The following is a 14,674-nucleotide window of genomic DNA, read 5'->3' as shown; positions in this document are numbered from 1 at the left end:
AATAACCATTGTTCAATATATAAATAATGACAGGTATGTTTGAATGCAAAATAGATATTGGCAAATACTAACAATATCTATTTCGTATTTTCGAGGTGAAACATGTCATGCAAGAAAATAAAGCAGATTTTTCTAGACAACTGAATAAAAATATTCAATTAATTCAAGAAGGTTTACACAATACCTCGGATTTAGTCATTCGAACGCTTCGAATAGGTGTTTCAACACATCGTCATGAGGTAGCTATCGTTTATATAGATGGCATCGTAAACTCGCAAATTATACGAGATTGTATTGTTACTCCTTTACTTAACATACAAAGCATTAATGATAAAGAAAATTTAATTCAAAATTTAGCACACAGTCATATTCACTCAGAATCAATTCAGATTCTTCAATCTGTTAACGAGAGTCTAGTTGGTATTTCTAGTGGAAAATCAATTGTTTTAATCGAGGGTTATGATAGTGGAATTATGGTCGATACTGCCCAGTGGCAGCAGCGTTCAGTAGAAACAAGTATTAGGCAAAGTTCGACCAGAGGACCTGCAATTGGTTTTTCAGAACAATTAAAAGTGAATATCAATTTAATTAGGGGCTATATTCAATCAGAGAATTTATGCGTGGAAATGAAGAAAGTGGGCCGTTTTACTAAAAGTGACGTTTCAATTCTCTATTTAAATGGAATAGTAGATAAAACTGTATTAAATGAAGTTCGTTCACGAATCGACTCATTAAATATCGAATATGTGTTTGAACCTGCTGTAGTTCAAAGTGCATTATCAGGAAAAAAAACAATCTTTTCTTTAACAAATGCAACTGAATTACCTGATGTAGCAGTTTCGGCATTATATGAGGGGAAAGTAGTTGTCATAATGAATGGCACCCCGGAAGCAATCATTCTTCCCAACTTATTTATTCAATACTTACAAATACCAAATGATTATTATATGAAAGCAGGAAGATTAACCAATCGAATGGTTCTATTGTGCAGTTTTTTAATGACTACCCTGTTACCGGGGTTATATCTAGCAATTATTCACTTTCATGAGAATTGGGTACCGAAAAAGTTTGCTGAAAAATATATCAGTCATGGAGAGACGCTATTGCCTTTCTTCCTTGAAGTTTCTTTAATACTTTTTCTTGTATACATAATTAGGATTAGCATCTGTTCGAATCCCAAAAGAAATGCTAGTTCTTTCTTCCTTGGTCGGAACGATTGTTATTAGTAGCACTGCAGTTGAAGCAAAACTAATTCACCCACTTAGTCTTATTATTATAGGAATTACCTATTTAACCCAACTATTATTTCTGTCTGGTGGGATGGGTAGTGCAACATTTTCATTGAGATACATATTTTTCATAGTTGGAAGTTTATTAGGAGTTTCAGCAATGTTTTTAGGATTAATCGTATTAATTATATACATGTCTCGTTTAAGATCAGCAGGTGTACCATATTTAGCACCTATCATTCCATTTAACCCCAAAGAATTCAAAGATGTATTCTATCGTGGAAATTTAAACAAACTAATAAATAGTAAGCACACATATCCTCATGATAATGATGAAAAATAATCCAGCAATTCCAAAAGATTTGCTGGATTATTAGTAGTCAATGGCTGCTATTCATGTTCAACTAACTAACCCGGTCGTTCGTTGAATAAGAAAAACAACAGACCTTCTCGTAAGAAAGAATTTTTTGTTTAAAATATTAAACTCAGTAAAGAAATTATTTATCTAAAAGACACTTCTATGTCATGTATTTTAAAACACTATTATTTAACAAATCCTTATATTGATCAAAAGAAATAGAATTTTCGTTATGGTGGATGTTTATACTCTTATACTTATTATTCGAATCATCTCGTTGCCAATTCGATAATTCCGCCAATTGATTAAAATTCGGTCTTGTTACTAAATTAGTCAGGTATGCCGAACGATATGCTCTTGGCCTTCTCATTTTATTTAGGACATATATTATTTGTTCAGCTGTTAATATTCCTAATCCATGTCCAAAATACGTACCATCACCTAAAACAACCGCATTTTCTCCTCGCCACTCAGGGGTTAACGGATTAAAATCCGGATTATTAAAATATACGATATCTCCTGGAAGAAAACGTACATATTGTGAATTTATACCGAGGTCAGGATCAGCATGCCACCCGTATAAATAGATATTTTGAAATATTTGATTAAATAAGTTTTCGCCTATAAGGTTTAGGACCGCATTGTAAATGATAATAACCATTCCTGTTGCACATTCAAACGCATAATATGGACTGTTAAAGTAAATATCCTTAATCGCATCAGAAGGTCTTACACCTTCTCTCAATAGGAAACCCCCGTTTCTCATTAAATGCCAGTACCTTGGATTACATCGAGATCTTGCAAATACTTCAAACCTCACTCTACTTAGATACATAGCTCTTGCACTTAAAATAATATTATTTCGCAACATACCTTCAAACTCATAAATTGATCGATATGCATTTACCGTTGGATCATCATACATCCGTTGAATGATCGTTCTTATAATACCGTCAGACGGCCCTTTATCACTTAGTTGAATGGGCATCTCCAATAAATGATTCATAATATACCTCTTTTCAACATCTAATTTTAATTTTCATTTATACACATCATATTCAAAGATCGTTTTGAAGTGTATTATCATATGGAGAGTGGGACCATTCAAATTAAGTCCCCAAAAACTGATAACTAAAAAAGACTACAATTTAGTAGTCCATTCTCTTACAAATATCACATTTAGGATTGGTAGTAACCATGGAAATGAGCAATAGTGAAGATTGACGATCGATTTTTTAATCGTCACCGTTGTTGTTATAGTAGTTTTTATTTAGTACTGTTTTTAAGTATCTGAATATTTTTATCTCTTTCTCCACCGTCAGATAACTCTTCTGAAAATTCATGCTCTGTTTTCTTACCTAAAAGAAGTTCAGATGACCTGATTGTATTAGACGATAAATTATTATTCGGTGCAGCTTGTTCATTCCATTTTCCCATCAAATTCACCTCTTTTTTATTAGTATTGGATTTTTACGATGAATTTATTATGTTTTCCATTCTTAATTGAGGTTTTCTTATAGCCCAACCACTTCTGTCTGAAATCTATGTTATCGATTAGAACATCTACGGTTCATTTATAAAAATAATAAAAGAAAAATAATGCGATTTTTTTAAGAAAATACGTCCAACCAACTTTAAATTATATTTTACCTCTTTATTTTTACATTTATATATGTTTGGTTCTTATGTTACCAATAGGTGCCTCAGATTCAAAAAGGTTTCTATCGTACTAAAAAGTGCGTTCTTTTTTTTATATTTACTTTATTTAATAATAGCAATTGTAGAGAAGAGATTACTTCTAAAACTACAATTTATAAGTGTTGGCTCTTTTCTTTAAAAAAATAATTACTTATCTTCATGTTATTCACGAAGACAAGTATATATAGGAGGATTTTCATGAAAGAGAAAAACTTGTTTCAAGGAAAATTAGGTTTTGGTACTGCTCCATTAGGAAATATGTTCCGTAACATCCCAGAAGAAGAAGCAATCGCAACGGTTGATGCTGCATGGAATAGTGGAATACGTTACTTTGACTCTGCTCCATTTTATGGTGCTGGTCTTGCTGAAATTCGTTTAGGAGAAGCCTTATCAAAATACAATCGTAACGAATTTTTACTAAGTACGAAAGTTGGTCGTTTAATTCTTGATGAACTAGAAGATCCTTCTACTCGTGACTTAGGAGAAAAAGGCGGTCTTTTTGAATTCGGACGTAAGAATAAGATGGTGAACGATTATAGTGCTGACGCAACATTACGTTCAATCGAAGATAGTTTAAATCGTTTGAAAACTGATCGTTTAGACATTGTCTATGTTCATGATATTGCACAAGACTTTTATGGTGACGACTGGTTAGCCCAGTTTGAAATTGCTCGTACTGGTGCATTCCGTGTCCTTTCTCAATTACGTGATGAAGGAGTTATTAAAGCTTGGGGACTTGGCGTAAATAAAGTAGAACCAATCGAAATCGCATTAGAATTAGGTGAACACAAACCTGATGTTAGTTTATTAGCTGGACGTTACACACTTCTTGATCATGATCGTGCACTTCAACGGTTAATGCCAGAAGCTGCTAAACAAAATGTTGATATTATCGTTGGTGGACCTTATAGCTCTGGTATTTTAGCTGGTGGAACTCATTTCGAATATCAAAAAGCATCACCTGAAATTATCGAGAAGGTTGAGAAAATTAAAGGCATTGCACAACAACATGGAATTAGTGTCAAAGCTGCAGCTCTTCAATTCTCTTTAGCTAACCCAGCGGTTGCATCAGTAATTCCAGGTGCAAGTAAACCAGAACGTATCGCTGAAGACAAAGCTGCTTTAAATGAAATAATCCCAGCTTCGTTCTGGCATGAGATGCGCGAACAAAAATTAGTGGCTGAAAATGCCCCACTACCAATTGATGTTAAATAAAATTAATTGACACATAAATAAACTACAACAGGAGTGATTATAATGGCAAATACAAAAGTTACGATGGAAATCCCTGCTTCAACAACACAAGTTTGGAATTTAATTGGTGGATTTAATGCATTACCAGATTGGTTACCATATATCCCAACTAGTGAACTAAGTGAAGGTGGTCGTGTTCGTAGTTTAGCAAACCCAGATGGGGATGTAATCATTGAACGTCTAGAAGCATTCAATGAAAAAGATCGTTTTTATACGTACTCAATTATGAAAGCACCCTTCCCTGCTACAAACTATCTATCAACAATACAAGTTCTTGAACATTCGGATAATAATAAATCGATTGTTGAATGGTCAGGTAGTTTTACACCTGTGGGTGTAAGTGATGAAGAGGTCATCAATTTATTCCATGATATCTATAAAGATGGATTGGAAGCACTAAAAAAAGCTTTTAATGCATAAGTATTAAAGTTTATAAAATATTAAAAAAACAAAGGGGAATTCTTTTCCCTTTGTTTTTTATATTAGGTTTCTACTAATGATTTTTCCAAGGAGCATTTTATAACTCAACACCTTGTATTTTTTCTTTTCATACCTATTTAATTTTTAATATGATTTTCCCTTTTGCTCTACCAGACTCTGCATATTCCATCGCTTCTTGAGCATTTTCAAATGGAAAAACCTTATCAATTATAGGTTTTATTTTACCAGTCTCAATAAAGTCTGCGATTATACGTAATTGTTCCCCACTAGGCTTCATAAATAAAAATGTATATAGAACATTATGCTTTTTTTCAAGTGAGGTAAGTTTATAACTTACTGCTGAAAATAAAAACGTTTTAAAATATCCAGAACCATATTCTTTCCCGAATCGAGCATTTGGTAATCCCGAAACGGAAACAATTTTTCCCCCTCTTTTTACCACTTTAAATGATTTTTCGAGTGTCTTGCCCCCAAGAGTATCAAATACTGCATCGTAGTTTTTCAGTATCTCTTCAAATTTTTCTGTCTTGTAATTTATCATTTCATCTGCACCGAGTGATTTTACTAAATTTTCACCTGCTTTACTGGCAGTCGTTGCAACAGTGGCCCCCATTAATTTAGCCAATTGAATAGCAAAAGTACCAACACCGCCGGCCCCAGCTTGAATTAAGATCTTTTGTCCCTTTTGTAATTGTAAAATGTCTGTTAGAGCTTGATAGGAGGTTAACCCAACCAGTGGGATTGATGCCGCTTCCTCAAAGCTTAAATTTCTAGGCTTTAAGGCGATGTCATCTTCATGAATAGCGATATATTCAGCAAAAGTCCCGATTTTACTCTTACGTGGACGTGCATATATTTCGTCACCAACTTTAAAACGAGTCACTTTTGCGCCAACCTTTGCAACGACTCCAGAAAAATCATTCCCTAAGATAAGAGGCATTTTATATTTAATTAACAATTTCACTTTCCCATCGCGAATCTTAAAATCTATAGGATTAATACTAGCAGCATGAATCTCTGCGAGTACCTCATATTCACCAATTTCAGGTGTAGGCATTTCTGCCAACCTCATTGGAACTTTTCCATACCTATCAATAACCATTGCTCTCATAGCCTATACCTCCTACTAATTTCTTTTTAATTTCCATCATTTAATAAAAATTCTGCATGAACTTTTCAATATCCAACACAAGGTTTCTTAATAAACCTAATTCTGTTCGTACATTAATATAATAAAAGTTTTTTGTACCTTCTTTACGCATCAAAATTACACCTGCTTCTCGTAACACCTTAAGATGATGGGACACAGCCGGTCGAGAAAGATGTGTTTGCTGGGTGATTTCACCGACACGTAATCCTGTTTGACAATCCGTCCCCATTAGAACAAACAGAATTGATTGACGTGTTTCATCACCAATTGCCAATAGTACTTTTTGACATTTTATAAAATCCTCTTTGATCAATTTTAATTGGTCCTGTTTATTCATTCAGTGAATACCTCCATTAATCAGTTTAATGGTTTAAGTTGATGAACCATATCACTGAATACAACAATATACGATAGTATAGATGGGTGCAATATTGAGAAAGCAAATCGAGACGAATACAACTTTTAGAGGAGGCATCATTAACTTATAATTTTCAGTTATTTAAAATAGTGCTTATTATTAAACAGTGATCAAAGTATTAAACCCACTACTCAACTACACTACCATTTAGAGCAATAAAAAAGGCTGCTAAAAGCAGCACATTTTGTACATCAACTAAATTTGAGCGTTAGTTACAGGTTAATTATTCAATCCGTTTCTCAAAGATAAATACGGTTACAGCCATATCCTCTTCTATCTTTGCATCCGAAAATAAATGAAGCAACTTTGAACCGACTAGCTCCTCCATTCCTTTTGGCACATCTTGCTTATACACATCTCTAATCATTTCCGTTCTAGCACTATGAATTACTTTTTTTCCTTCCTGTGATTGTGAAATGAATTTTTCCGTAGGAGTTAGAATACCACTCATGGTCGTTACAGCCATATTCTCTACAAAATGAGTAAATATTCTCTCTGGTCCCTTTCCAAAAATTTCTTTCCGCATTTTCCGTACAATATCATTAAAAGCTGTTTCCTTTTTCCCCATAATACTTCCTCCAATGATTCTATTCTATAATAAAAACAAGTTCTTAATTTTATCTTGTTTTTTTTGATGCGAAGAGTATAATTATGTCTGTAAAACACAATATATCAAATTTTATGAATGGAATTCTAATAAAATAATTTTGATTTTTGTTAGATCTTTATTTATTATTCCCAATGGAATGATTCATTAGTAGGAATTGCTAATTGATTACTCCACCGCAAGAAATCATCTCAAAGATGATTTCTTCTGGTGGAGTTTTTTGTGTGAAATGAAGTATTTCGACGGTCTTGTGTTTTGCTCAAATAGGTACTTATTATTTTAGGGGGGGATTGTAAAAATATGTCTTGGATAGTTTTACATTTTATCGGGATTATTACTTATGCAGCAAGCGGAGCATTTGTTGCTCTTGAAGCAGAATTTTCTTTCATTGGGGTGTACGCTTTGGGATTAACCACAGCCTTCGGGGGAGCAATGGTCCGAAATTATATTATCGGTGTTCCTGTATCAGAATTATGGGTCCAATCCATTATTTTAACTGTTTTAATGACACTGACAATCATCGTTTTATTACCGCAAAAGTGGATCAATCATTGGAAACGCTGGAGTTTATTTTTTGATTCAATTGGCCTTTCTTCCTTCGCTCTCCAAGGAGCAATGTCCGCCAAAGAAAGTTTCTCAGATGATTTAGGTGTGATGATTTTGGCATCGTTGTTTACAGGAGTTGGAGGAGGCTTGATTCGCGACATTATAGCTGCTAAAAAACCACTTGCTTTAAAAGAAGAAATCCATGCTATTTTAACGATTCTATGTGCAATATGTATATGGTTGGGCTGGAACACTCCTCTTCAATTGACTATGATTGTTCTAGTTGTTATAGCTTTACGCATGTCCGCTATCCATTATCAATGGCGGCTGCACCTACCTTGTCATCCTAAAAAAAATAGTTAAACTGATATTTATTTGTTTATTTCTGTTATGTAACATAGCTGCGTAATATGAAATTGAACAAATTAAAAGTGACCAATAAAAATTGACTACTTAATTTTAAAAAAATGAAAGATATAAATACCCTATTAGTCACACATAACCGAAATATCTAAAATTTCTTTTGGAATATCTGTTTATGCGACTCACGAAAATGATAGAAACAATAGCCATCCCAATGACGAACGAACATGCTATCAATATAGTTTAACATTTCTTAATCAACTGATTTGTTCTGTTCGTTAGTTCAATAAAGTAAAACCCTTTAGGAATAACTATTTTTAGTGTCATAAGCGATTTAAAACTCACTTTTTTATCATTTATTCATATCCTAATAACACTTGGGAGGAGATGAATAGTTTTGACTAATGATGAATTGATTTGTAAAGAGTTTGCTAGAATTATCGGTGGCCAAGAGGGATTTGCTGGGGGGAAATGCGTGGCAACAATAAATCGAAATGAAATACCAGCAATCATTTTAGGAAAGCGATTTAGAGTAACCTCTTCTTTCTCATTTGAATCGAAAGATAATCAGACGAAACAAGCCTTGTGCTTAGGTAGAGTTGCACTCTTACAAAATGAAGTTGAGCATTTTGTTGCTTTAATTGTTAAACAAGGAATAGTTGTTTCTTCCATACACAATGAGTGGCTATTTGATAACCCTAACTTGATTTACGTTAATATAGAGGCTGTTGATGATCCATTGGTTTTTGCAAGAAAAGTCAGAAAAGCACTAAAAAACAAATAGTTAACTGTTCCTATGTCCACTAAAAAAATATAAATGATGTGAAAGTTAATAAAGAGCCACTAATAATTGTTGCTCTTTATTGGTTTCACTCTGGATTGATTTTTAAATTTACTTATTAAACTAGTCTGCTCGTTAGTGGAATAAAAGTTTATATTAATTGAAATGAACGGATCACCTTTTTCTAATGATATTATTGTTAAAGTATAGCAAACATTCTAAACTCTCTATACTTTTTACCATGATGCTCATATTCAAAGACTTCTCTTTTTTCGAATCCGAATTTTTCATATAAATTAATTGCAGCAAGATTACCTACCTCACAACTTGTATAAAGAGTTATATGCCCATATTTGTTAACAAAAAATTCTAAGAACTTTTCTAAAACCTTTTTTCCAATACCATTGTTTTGATATTTTACATCTATCATATATCTACTCATTGACCAACCGTTAAGGCTATCATCATAATCATATAAAATAAAACCAACCATTTTTCCATTTAAATAAACACCTAAAGGATATAAATTTGGTTCATATGCAGCCTGTACTAATGAAAAAATATTTGGGGCAACAAAGTCACTTTGTTCATCATTTACACGAAGGTCGATACAATCTTGATAATTTGTCCTATTGATTTGCTTAAATTCTATAATCATTTTACAACTCCTACCATCATCTAATTGTTACTTTACTTTACTTTATTTTCTTATTAAACTATATAGCCAGTCACTTCAATTAAAAAGTTACATTAAGATGCTTTTGAACTTCAAAAAACGCGTTCGTTAGTTCATTAAGTAAAAAAGATATTTGTAAAAGATAAAACTTACATCTTATGTAAATAACAAAAGAATGTCTATGGTCTATTAAAATTTAATAGATTATAAGCCGAGTTCCCTTTATGGTTAAGTACAAACTTTCACAAGAAGTTTCTACTATTAGCTCCTCTATTGCTCATTAGTTGAATAATAAATTACATTTCCAGTCGGGGAATTCCTGGTTATGTTCGAAAAGATAGTCTTTTATAATTTTAGAGTCCTCTGGTAGTTTTTTCTCTAGTTCTGTCCAACCAATAAATTGGATTTGGTTTGGTAACTCAACTGAACCCGTAATGGTCTCCCAAAAAGCGTCCCAGTTTGCATCATACCCTTCAGGAAATTTTAGTTTCTCTTTTAGTATGTTATGCAATTCTTTGTTCGATTGGATTGAGGACACATCAATGGTTACAATAATTTGATTATCTGATTCAACTTCTATCCTTCTAAAAAAGAAAAGCAAATGAAAATACAAATAAACGAATTCAGTTAGTCTAGGAATAAAAATTATAGGAATTGAGAATAAAAGTAATTGTGTTAAATACTCATAGAAAAGATTTTTTAAATATATTTTTTTTACAATGTAATCGATCAAAAGAGTTATTGGTATCCCAATAATCACGTAAGCAAAAAAGTACGTGAATGAATTACTAAAGTAAGTAAACCAATCTACATATAAAGGATATATTAAAAATTGGACAAAATTAATTAGAAATATAGCAATAATAATAGCCAGAAATATTTTTTTCATAAATACCCCCTCTCTAATGCTCAATAATTTTATTAATCGAAATTTAGAACTATACAAACTGAATTTTACCATATTTACCCAGTTATTTGTGCGGATATATTCCAATACGCCCAATTAAAAATAAAAAGGCTATCTAACAACCAAGCGAGTTATCATGTATCACAAAAAGTCATAATAAAAACCACTAATAAATGAAGCATTAGTGGCTAGCATCTATACAATACATAAAAAGAGAAATAATTTCTCTTTTTATGTATTATTTCGCATTCACGTCTGGTTGGTGTATACCAAAAATATTACCTTCTGTATCAATAAAGTAACCTTGCCATGCCATACCAGGAAGTGCATATTTTGGCATTGCAACCTTACCTCCGTTTGCAATAATTTTAGCTTCTGTTCCATCATAATTCTCTACTCCCATTGTACAAGCATATCCATTTAAAGCTTGACTTTGTTCAGGAGCATTACCTTTTCGCTGTACTAAAGCACCATTAATCCCAAGTTCTTTTTCATCTCCAGTAACTGCACCAAAGTACGGCATACCCGCATAATCACTCCAATCTTGAAATGACCATCCGAAAACTTCTCCATAAAAATTCTTAGCTCTTTCCATGTCACTTACATGAATTTCAAAATGAATTAGTCTTCCCATAATTTCCTCCTATCTTTATGAAATCAGAATTTTCCAATAAAACCCTTATTCTTATTATATCTATAATAAAGATTAATTCAATTTTACTTTTAAATATACTGCTGAAGCAGCCCCAAAAGTAGCACTTTTTAACTGACCCCTGCTAGTTACCTAAGTATAAGTGTAGTAATTGTGGTGAAATCGTACTGTTTAATACGGTCCAAAATTATTCGAATTATTGGGATTTGTCGTATCTCTCCCAATTTCTTCACTCACTGTTTGATTATCACTTTTATTTGGTGCACCGGTTCCAAATTTCTTTTCCATAAAAAAACCAAATGCAATCATAGTAAAAATACTTCCAGCAATCCATATCACGTCTAATTCATCCCCTCTTAGTATGATATATGTTGATAATATTACCTGTATTATATTCCATTTAATTCCAGAAAGTCCTTTACTTATTGAACCATATTGCCATTCGGTTAATGATTTAAGTATTTTTTTGAACTATTCCGGAAAACCATTCACCAACATTTAATTTCCTGTAAAAGAAAAAGGACTACATCAAAATAGCCCCTCCTTGTTTAACAAACTCGATTGTTAGTTGTATAAGAGAAAATTCACTTTCTTATGTACAACTTATTTTTATGTGCCAATTTTTCGTATTCCTTATACGTTAATTCCTTTTTTGAATATAAAAGTAAACTTAGATCATAATTTCCAATTAAGAGCGTTTCCATTTTTTGAAAATAGAATGTCGAAAGTACTTCTTCTCTAGCAATTAACTTAACAAGAGTAATTAAAACTATTAGATCAGATACTTTCAAGAAATAATTATTATTTAGTAACGAATTTAAAATTATTGATCTTACTAATAATTTTATAAAATAATTATTTGATAATTAATTAATCTTTTACATCACATTAATCCTAACTTAAAGAACTGTTTATACAATAAGGTGGTGATAAATCATTACTCATACTAGGAGGAATAATGATGCTTACTCTAATTTTAACTGAATTCAAAAACATGTTGTTTAGCAAATCGAGAACAAATGCTAGTTTAGATGAGATTGATCGCCTTGAATCCAAGCATACCAGAGTTCGTTTTGATAAAGATATTTATGAAATTATTCGCGTCCAATAGTCAGTGAAAGCCTTCGGAAAACAGAAGGCTTTTTTAATCAAATAATTAATCATTGTTCAACTAACGCGCCAGTTAGTTGGATAAGAAAGTCCTTATAATAATGATTGTAATGAAACTTATAATACTAATAAACTTAGACTTTAGCGCCAAATAGTTCCATAAGATTTAACCTATTTTTTTCTGTCCAACCAATCCCATTAAGTACTATAAATCATTCAGTCTAATAAAGTGAAAGCATCGTTAAATGCTCCCAGAATAGAGTCTCTAACTGTCTTTTCAATAGCTTTTAAATTCGTATCGTCGAAATTACATTTTTTAAAGCCTCTAATTCCTCTTTAGTTAACATAAATTCATCCCAAATGTTATCTCTAGTTGATTTAAAAGGTCATTTACGTTCTTCTGTGCATCTTAGGTAAGTAGCACATTTCTCTTTGAAACACTTAGTTACTGTCCCAGGTTTAAGTTGATCTTTAAACTTCTCATAGCAGTAACATACTTCATCGTCCTGTTTAGATTCATTCTTTCGACCAAAGACCATTGGTCCGATATTAGAAGGTTTTAAGTCTTCTATTCTGTTATCTTTTTTGTATTTATCTAAACACGACTTACAAATACAAGATCTTCTTACTTCATCTGGTGATATCTGATTAAATATCTCCCTTGGGAAATACTCATCATTACACCAACAAGTCTTTCCACTGGAGCACTTATTCTCATTACCACACATCGGACAGAGTTTAATTGCCATTAAATCCCCTCCTCAATTATATAGTTAGCAAAAGGAATATCCCTTTAATTCTAATCAATCATTTAATCGGTTTACTAAATTTATCCATTTAATTATATCAATCCTTATTTAACTTAACAGCCACATTCTTAAATAAAAAAAAGGCAGCCATTAGCTGCTCACTCTCTTCAACTGACTCGTCTGTTAGTTGAATATGATCATTTCTTAAAGTCTTTATTTAACTACAAGCTCCCTTTTTATAGACAACTACCCTTGATATTTGATTTTCATTATTTCGCACACCTATATAAACTTCATCTACTGAATCTTTCTTTATCAATAGCGAAAGTTTCTCTAGCTTATAACCTGAATCCACCATCTGATTTTGTGAAAACTGAACGATCTTTTCACTTGAATGATAGGAAAGATGTTCACCTGTAAAATTTATTTCTATGAAACCAGGTAAATTCATTTTTTTTGCATTTTCAGACTTCCCACACAATCCAATATCCCTTGATGATACACCAGTATCAGTTGGCCCAACCCAATTTTGCGGTATAGTAGTTTGTTCGTTCCAATCGGCATCTTTTTTAACTTGCAACTTGCTGCACCCTATTAACATGAAAAGTAATGCAAATCTCAAAAACATAAAACTAATTTCCTTCAAGATTAACCTCCTGGTAACAAATTTGAAGAACTTTTTCATAAATGTTTGATAGAATTTATATCTACGATAAACGTTAAGACATTTAGTTGCCTTAATTATCCTAACTTGAAGCCTCCAAAAAATCGACTATGCAGTCGATCATGTTGTACAACTTATGCGCCAGTTAGTTACATTAGGATTCAATTTTAAATTCTTTGTACTCGTCAATATAAAAAGCAACATAACCGCAAGTCGAACAAACAGCCGCTTTTGTTTTTGCTGATATATTATTAAAAAACCCTTTCTTTTTTTGAGTTATTTTAATACCACTCAAATCACCTTCAACAGTTACTTTACAGTCTTCTATCATTTCAGTTTGGCATTGTATACAAATCCTCTTCATATCAAACACTCCTATTAGTTTGATTAAAAAATTTAACCTTTTTCTTATTTCGACAATAATGTGTTGCTTACCTTGTTCAATTATTCTGCCTTTTGGAGAAATAAAAAAATCGACTAAACAGTCGATCATTTTAATCAACAAACACGCCAGTTTGTTGATTAAGAAAAAAAATCTAAGATTTGTTGAATTTAAAAACTAGCTTCCCAAATCTCATCTTCAATTAGAGAAATACTTATACGTTTTTGGGAATACTATAATATATTAACAATAAGAGAGGTATAACATGGAGAAAAAATGGTTCACTGACAAAGAACTTGAGAGTTACTTAGACAAGGGTATTTTTTCTGATAAACTAGTTAAAGAATTGCGCGAATTAAGAGAAAAGGATAAAAAGAAAAAATCATCTAATAGTCCATAGATAAAAAATGTTTTTTATCAAATAGTTTAATTGGTATAGAGAAGATTCTTCATTAATGTAGAACCTTCTCATATATTTTTGAGCTAGCGCGCCAGTTAGTTCTATAAGACAGTACTCATCTTTTATCTTAGAATACTAATGAATATTCTGTGACTATTGAGCCAATTGTTATAAGCTATACATTTTACTAAACCCTTTTTACATTTAAATAGTGTTAAAAATCCAATACAAACTGAAATAGAGGATGATCGACTAATGATCATCCTCTACTTTTGTTCAACTAAAGCAT

The 14,674-nt window shown here is 32.0% G+C and carries 20 protein-coding genes; 8 read left to right on the top strand and 12 right to left on the bottom strand.

Annotation, left to right across the window (positions count from 1 at the left end):
• Positions 1 to 107: 107 nt before the first annotated feature.
• Together ACX6U0_RS00875 and ACX6U0_RS00870 are read left to right on the top strand one after the other, a co-directional pair.
• Positions 108 to 1,226, top strand: coding sequence for a spore germination protein (locus tag ACX6U0_RS00875; protein ID WP_464958123.1), 1,119 nt, complete (start codon positions 108 to 110; stop codon positions 1,224 to 1,226).
• Entirely contained in the window at positions 1,204 to 1,572 is a 369-nt protein-coding gene (locus tag ACX6U0_RS00870; RefSeq protein ID WP_464958122.1) for a spore germination protein, read from the top strand. The genes ACX6U0_RS00875 and ACX6U0_RS00870 overlap by 23 nt, the downstream gene beginning before the upstream one ends.
• Positions 1,573 to 1,747: 175 nt before the next feature.
• Here ACX6U0_RS00870 and ACX6U0_RS00865 read toward each other — a convergent pair whose 3' ends face one another.
• Positions 1,748 to 2,593 carry a protein-glutamine gamma-glutamyltransferase gene (locus tag ACX6U0_RS00865; protein ID WP_464958121.1) on the bottom strand — a complete coding sequence of 282 codons (846 nt, stop codon included), beginning with the start codon at positions 2,591 to 2,593 and terminating at the stop codon, positions 1,748 to 1,750.
• A gap of 260 nt (positions 2,594 to 2,853) precedes the next feature.
• Positions 2,854 to 3,024 (bottom strand): hypothetical protein, encoded by a 171-nt coding sequence (locus ACX6U0_RS00860; protein ID WP_464958120.1) that lies wholly within the window; start codon positions 3,022 to 3,024, stop codon positions 2,854 to 2,856.
• 459 nt (positions 3,025 to 3,483) lie between these two features.
• On the opposite strand from ACX6U0_RS00860, the gene ACX6U0_RS00855 reads away from it, so the two are divergent.
• Positions 3,484 to 4,500, top strand: a complete 1,017-nt coding sequence (locus tag ACX6U0_RS00855; RefSeq protein WP_464958119.1) for an aldo/keto reductase — start codon at positions 3,484 to 3,486, stop codon at positions 4,498 to 4,500.
• Positions 4,501 to 4,542: 42 nt separating this feature from the next.
• On the top strand, positions 4,543 to 4,959 hold the full coding sequence (locus ACX6U0_RS00850) for an SRPBCC family protein (RefSeq protein WP_464958118.1): 417 nt from the start codon (positions 4,543 to 4,545) through the stop codon (positions 4,957 to 4,959).
• A gap of 133 nt (positions 4,960 to 5,092) precedes the next feature.
• Here ACX6U0_RS00850 and ACX6U0_RS00845 read toward each other — a convergent pair whose 3' ends face one another.
• The 3 genes from ACX6U0_RS00845 to ACX6U0_RS00835 all read right to left on the bottom strand — a co-directional run bounded on the left by ACX6U0_RS00845 (position 5,093) and on the right by ACX6U0_RS00835 (position 7,116).
• A complete protein-coding gene (locus ACX6U0_RS00845; protein ID WP_464958117.1) occupies positions 5,093 to 6,091 on the bottom strand; it encodes an NADP-dependent oxidoreductase in 999 nt (332 codons plus the stop codon).
• A 40-nt stretch (positions 6,092 to 6,131) separates the two neighbouring features.
• On the bottom strand, positions 6,132 to 6,467 hold the full coding sequence (locus ACX6U0_RS00840) for an ArsR/SmtB family transcription factor (RefSeq protein ID WP_464958116.1): 336 nt from the start codon (positions 6,465 to 6,467) through the stop codon (positions 6,132 to 6,134).
• Positions 6,468 to 6,771: 304 nt separating this feature from the next.
• The gene (locus tag ACX6U0_RS00835; RefSeq protein ID WP_464958115.1) at positions 6,772 to 7,116 is read right to left on the bottom strand and encodes a Na-translocating system protein MpsC family protein; all 345 of its coding nucleotides are present in this window, start codon (positions 7,114 to 7,116) and stop codon (positions 6,772 to 6,774) included.
• Positions 7,117 to 7,455: 339 nt separating this feature from the next.
• Here ACX6U0_RS00835 and ACX6U0_RS00830 point away from each other — a divergent pair, with 339 nt between their 5' ends.
• The gene (locus ACX6U0_RS00830; protein ID WP_464958114.1) at positions 7,456 to 8,064 is read left to right on the top strand and encodes a trimeric intracellular cation channel family protein; all 609 of its coding nucleotides are present in this window, start codon (positions 7,456 to 7,458) and stop codon (positions 8,062 to 8,064) included.
• Positions 8,065 to 8,455: 391 nt separating this feature from the next.
• Positions 8,456 to 8,848 (top strand): DUF1259 domain-containing protein, encoded by a 393-nt coding sequence (locus ACX6U0_RS00825; RefSeq protein ID WP_464958857.1) that lies wholly within the window; start codon positions 8,456 to 8,458, stop codon positions 8,846 to 8,848.
• 196 nt (positions 8,849 to 9,044) lie between these two features.
• Here the strand turns inward: ACX6U0_RS00825 and ACX6U0_RS00820 are convergent, their stop codons facing one another.
• The 4 genes from ACX6U0_RS00820 to ACX6U0_RS00805 form a co-directional block, all read right to left on the bottom strand.
• On the bottom strand, positions 9,045 to 9,503 hold the full coding sequence (locus ACX6U0_RS00820) for a GNAT family N-acetyltransferase (RefSeq protein ID WP_464958113.1): 459 nt from the start codon (positions 9,501 to 9,503) through the stop codon (positions 9,045 to 9,047).
• Positions 9,504 to 9,801: 298 nt separating this feature from the next.
• A complete protein-coding gene (locus ACX6U0_RS00815) occupies positions 9,802 to 10,410 on the bottom strand; it encodes a barstar family protein (protein WP_464958112.1) in 609 nt (202 codons plus the stop codon).
• A gap of 256 nt (positions 10,411 to 10,666) precedes the next feature.
• Positions 10,667 to 11,062: a VOC family protein gene (locus ACX6U0_RS00810; protein WP_464958111.1), complete on the bottom strand. Its 396-nt coding sequence runs from the start codon at positions 11,060 to 11,062 to the stop codon at positions 10,667 to 10,669.
• 189 nt (positions 11,063 to 11,251) lie between these two features.
• A complete protein-coding gene (locus ACX6U0_RS00805; protein WP_464958110.1) occupies positions 11,252 to 11,419 on the bottom strand; it encodes a hypothetical protein in 168 nt (55 codons plus the stop codon).
• Between the two features lie 622 nt (positions 11,420 to 12,041).
• On the opposite strand from ACX6U0_RS00805, the gene ACX6U0_RS00800 reads away from it, so the two are divergent.
• On the top strand, positions 12,042 to 12,191 hold the full coding sequence (locus ACX6U0_RS00800) for a hypothetical protein (RefSeq protein ID WP_464958109.1): 150 nt from the start codon (positions 12,042 to 12,044) through the stop codon (positions 12,189 to 12,191).
• A gap of 385 nt (positions 12,192 to 12,576) precedes the next feature.
• On the opposite strand, the gene ACX6U0_RS00795 is transcribed toward ACX6U0_RS00800, so the two are convergent.
• The 3 genes from ACX6U0_RS00795 to ACX6U0_RS00785 form a co-directional block, all read right to left on the bottom strand.
• Positions 12,577 to 12,939 carry a cysteine-rich CWC family protein gene (locus tag ACX6U0_RS00795; protein WP_464958108.1) on the bottom strand — a complete coding sequence of 121 codons (363 nt, stop codon included), beginning with the start codon at positions 12,937 to 12,939 and terminating at the stop codon, positions 12,577 to 12,579.
• A gap of 217 nt (positions 12,940 to 13,156) precedes the next feature.
• The gene (locus ACX6U0_RS00790; RefSeq protein ID WP_464958107.1) at positions 13,157 to 13,585 is read right to left on the bottom strand and encodes a hypothetical protein; all 429 of its coding nucleotides are present in this window, start codon (positions 13,583 to 13,585) and stop codon (positions 13,157 to 13,159) included.
• A 172-nt stretch (positions 13,586 to 13,757) separates the two neighbouring features.
• Positions 13,758 to 14,105 carry a hypothetical protein gene (locus ACX6U0_RS00785; RefSeq protein WP_464958106.1) on the bottom strand — a complete coding sequence of 116 codons (348 nt, stop codon included), beginning with the start codon at positions 14,103 to 14,105 and terminating at the stop codon, positions 13,758 to 13,760.
• A gap of 145 nt (positions 14,106 to 14,250) precedes the next feature.
• Between ACX6U0_RS00785 and ACX6U0_RS00780 the strand changes: the two genes are divergently transcribed.
• Positions 14,251 to 14,385, top strand: coding sequence for a hypothetical protein (locus tag ACX6U0_RS00780; protein WP_464958105.1), 135 nt, complete (start codon positions 14,251 to 14,253; stop codon positions 14,383 to 14,385).
• The last annotated feature ends 289 nt before the right edge of the window (positions 14,386 to 14,674 follow it).

This window comes from Gottfriedia sp. ABJ_BB2_2 (assembly GCF_055484705.1).
The sequence above is the reverse complement of the archived record's forward strand: the minus strand, read 5'-3'. Positions and strand labels throughout refer to the sequence as shown.